Below are 3,229 nucleotides of genomic sequence, written 5' to 3' on the forward strand. Positions count from 1 at the left end.
GCTTTAGGGATAGGCGAATTAAGTTTATCCGTCAATGCTTTAATTTGGTCATATGATTTTGGACCATCATACATAACAAGAATATGCCAATGAGCTTTTTTAACTTCTCCGTCTGGATTTACATCTTTGTCATGGAGCGGAGACTCCACCCATTGAACATGGTCTTCGTCTATAATCGAGCGCCAATTATCTGGTGCCGACTCAGGATATACTATAAACGTCCAATTACGTGTCCTTTTAGGCTTTTCAGTCTTTTCAGTTTCCTTTTTTCTTCGTCTTGCCATAAAAAATCTCCTTTTCCGCCACTATCTTAATAGCGACAGAAAAAGAGTCCACTTCACCTATTCAACCCGTTAAATAGAAATAGCACGCCAATCTATGCTATAATATTACTTGATTAAAAATTGCAGATAAAGGAAACTCACTAGTGACGCCAATCATAATAGTGGGTTTTTATTTTACTCTAACATTATACCTCTACATTTGCGAAACGCCTAACGCCGGCGAGGCGCAAGCGTACGGACGCTTGATCCCGTTAACCCTAGCCGGTAGGCGGGTGAAAAAAAGATTTTTTCACCAATCAAAAGGGTTTTCCCATTATTGTAGGTCAAGGGTTGCCCTAGCAAGCTAGGCGTATGCCCCTTGACCTACGACAACTAACTTCGGGCTACGCCACCAGCTAACAATCATATTAATACTACTTAGCAATAAGGCGCTGTCCTCTACATTAGTAGGGACAGCGCCTTATTGCTTTTTTACTTAAAATAAGTCTTTAAAAAATCATCTAACTTTTGCAAATCAAATCTAGGTAACTTAACTCTTCTAACGCCTAAGCCTTCTCGATAAAGCAAACCTACACCTGGCTTATTATTTAGCCACTCCGGGGGTAAAACGTCATTTGGAAAAATCATACGTTTCGCCTCACCGGATAAACCTCCTAATGCCAATCGAAAACCAAAATTATCCCGTGCACCGTGAACAAATAATGAAGCGTCAGGGCGTTGAGCTAAGATAACTACATGTAAGTTATAGGCTCGCCCAAGCATTAATAAACGAGCTACAGCTGATTGATACTTTTTTAAATCATTTTTTTCAAGCGAAAGTAAAAAACTTGGATATTCATCTAATACAAAGACATACGGATCATAGTAAGCTTGATGCCAGCCCTGCCTTGTCTGGAGAACCATACACGCATCATCAATTACATCATTCATATCTCGTAATTTTAAACCTGCAAAATCCCAATCGCCCCAATTTTTAAAGTCCGCAAATTCAAATTCAATATTTGGATTCTGTAAACACAACTTTCCAATTAAAAATTTCATAGCTGTTGTCTTATGAGAACCCGTTGGACCACTAACGAGTAAATGTGGAGTTAAATCAAAATCAATTGATACATGCATTCCGTTTTCACAAATCAAAAAATTTTTTACGTTCACGAAAAATCACTATCGCAATCATTGGCAGCATAGACTTCTCGTCGATTCAACAATTCAACTTCCTTATTAGGTTTAAAAATTAGACGCAACATAAAATAACTTTGCTTATCAATTATAGTCGCTCTTGCAACTTGAAAAGATGAACGCTCTGCGTGATTTACTAGATAAGATGACCAAGCTTCTTGAGCTTCATACGTTAATACTTCATCCGATGCATAATCTAATCCCACTTCTGATTTAGCAAATTCGAAATCAAAAATCGCTAAATTAGGTTTCAATACTTTCTCAGAATTTTGATTTTTAAAATTTTCCATTTTAAAAATATCCCGTTTAATGAATCCTTTGCGAGAGTAAGACTCTAACACGACATTGGCAGCCAACCTTGAACTATTTCTAAAAATTAATTGATGACTATTTTGCCAAAAATAAATTCTAAAAAACAGAAAAATCAATAAAATAATCAAAAACAAAAATAAATATTTTTGGATCAAATAAAATATAAAAATCAGAAGTAAGATCAATCCTAAAATTGAAAAGATTTTCCCAAAATCAGAAAAATGCAAGAAATCATTATATAGGCGTCTAAGCCTTTGATATAACTTATCAATCATGGTCATCAATCTTTTCTAACTTAATTAATCTCATTGATCGACCAAATCCCTCAAAAGTTAATTTAACTTTTGAAAATGTCTGCAAATTTTGAGCCTTTAAATTATCCCACTGGTCAGCAGACATAGTCATTTTTTGAATTGAAGCGCCAATTTGATTATCCCGACCCCGATCATTTGGGTCAATAAATCTGACGCTTACACCTTTAATTCGATTTCCTTTGTCATTCAAGAAATCAAAAAAAAGTAAATTGAGTAAAATTACATCAATATCCATTTTTTATCCTCCTAGTTTTAAAAAGTTAAGGTAGCGAAACACCTTAACTTTTTTCTAAAACAAAAAATTATTTTTTGAAAAAATTTTTTTAAAACAAAAAAGGACTGACACTAATCAGCCTTTTTCACTTATTAATTATATAATTCTTCGATTTCAGCTAGTTTTGAAGAAGCTTGGTATATTAAAGATTGCGAATCACTCAATAATGATAAAACATCATCATATGATCCATCATCTGTTTGTGTCAAAATTTGCTTTTTAAAATCTTGAATATTATCCGCCAATTGTTCACTAATCACTCCATAAATTTTTGACTGTTCAATAATAGCTTGTTGTCCTTTTATATCTTTTAATTCCATTTTTACACCTCATTTTTTAAATTTTTTATTATTTTAAAAAACTAGCCTAATTCTTACTGCCCCAATGGTTTTCAGTTTTTTTGAACAATGAACAATGAACACCTGGGGGGCGTCGTAGTCTGCCCCCCAGCTTAAAATCTACTTCTCATAATTTTCCTTATGTGCCAATTTCCATTCACTATCTATTAATTTATTCAGAAAGAGCGTATTTTTATCTGCGATGATCGTAAACCAGTCATCATCGTGCATGATCGCATATTGCACCAATGCTGAAAATGACGTTACATGATTTTCTAATACATACGCCGTAATATCTTTTAATTTGCTTAACCTACTAGATGCTGACATTTCAAAGAAGGAATCTACATCCGCACCGCAATGTCCAACAATGTCAGATTTAAGGTACTGATACTTTTCAGGATTGTCGAGATGAATCATATACCTTACAAGTCCTCTCGCAGATGCTACAGCTTTAGGGATAGGCGAATTAAGTTTATCCGTCAATGCTTTAATTTGGTCATATGATTTTGGACCATCATACATAAC

6 protein-coding genes are annotated in these 3,229 nt (G+C 34.3%); all 6 read right to left on the reverse strand.

The features are described from left to right. Positions 1-284: Rep family protein (locus tag Q0Y84_RS12240; protein WP_297954192.1), on the reverse strand; the 284-nt coding region annotated here is incomplete at its 3' end. A gap of 471 nt (positions 285-755) precedes the next feature. Continuing rightward, positions 756-1,439, reverse strand: a complete 684-nt coding sequence (locus Q0Y84_RS12245; protein ID WP_297954194.1) for a hypothetical protein — start codon at positions 1,437-1,439, stop codon at positions 756-758. Then, positions 1,436-2,050, reverse strand: a complete 615-nt coding sequence (locus tag Q0Y84_RS12250) for a hypothetical protein (protein ID WP_297954197.1) — start codon at positions 2,048-2,050, stop codon at positions 1,436-1,438. The genes Q0Y84_RS12245 and Q0Y84_RS12250 overlap by 4 nt, the downstream gene beginning before the upstream one ends. Continuing rightward, positions 2,043-2,324 carry a hypothetical protein gene (locus Q0Y84_RS12255; RefSeq protein ID WP_297954199.1) on the reverse strand — a complete coding sequence of 94 codons (282 nt, stop codon included), beginning with the start codon at positions 2,322-2,324 and terminating at the stop codon, positions 2,043-2,045. The genes Q0Y84_RS12250 and Q0Y84_RS12255 overlap by 8 nt, the downstream gene beginning before the upstream one ends. A 131-nt stretch (positions 2,325-2,455) precedes the next feature. Then, entirely contained in the window at positions 2,456-2,683 is a 228-nt protein-coding gene (locus tag Q0Y84_RS12260; protein ID WP_297954203.1) for a hypothetical protein, read from the reverse strand. 138 nt (positions 2,684-2,821) lie between these two features. After that, positions 2,822-3,229: Rep family protein (locus Q0Y84_RS12265; protein ID WP_297954206.1), on the reverse strand; the 408-nt coding region annotated here is incomplete at its 5' end.

Origin of the sequence: uncultured Lactobacillus sp. (assembly GCF_947367125.1) — a bacterium.
GTDB lineage: Bacteria > Bacillota > Bacilli > Lactobacillales > Lactobacillaceae > Lactobacillus.